Below are 238 nucleotides of genomic sequence, written 5' to 3'. Positions count from 1 at the left end.
CTTATCGTCTATCCGATCATATCGGCCGTCATGGGTACGATCTTTGTGCGCCGGGCGGATGGAACTTCGCAGTTCTCGCTGGCTTCCTACCAGTTCTTCTTCACCGACAGCTACAGCCTTGCCAATCTCTGGGTAACGCTCTGGACGACCTTTGTCTGCGGCGTGCTGCTTGTCGTCATCGGATTGCCGATTGCGCTTTATCTTCGCTTTTCCCAGGGCCGCCTTGCCGGCTATGTGC

General features: G+C 56.3%; 1 pseudogene. It reads left to right on the top strand.

The window, feature by feature from the left end:
* A pseudogene (locus SB772_RS45300) lies at nt 1-238 on the top strand (hypothetical protein); the annotation flags it as partial.

Source organism: Paraburkholderia sp. SIMBA_030, from assembly GCF_046535245.1.
Taxonomy (GTDB): Bacteria; Pseudomonadota; Gammaproteobacteria; order Burkholderiales; family Burkholderiaceae; genus Paraburkholderia.
Note: the sequence above shows the minus strand (reverse complement) of the source record. Positions and strands in the feature narration are given on the sequence as shown.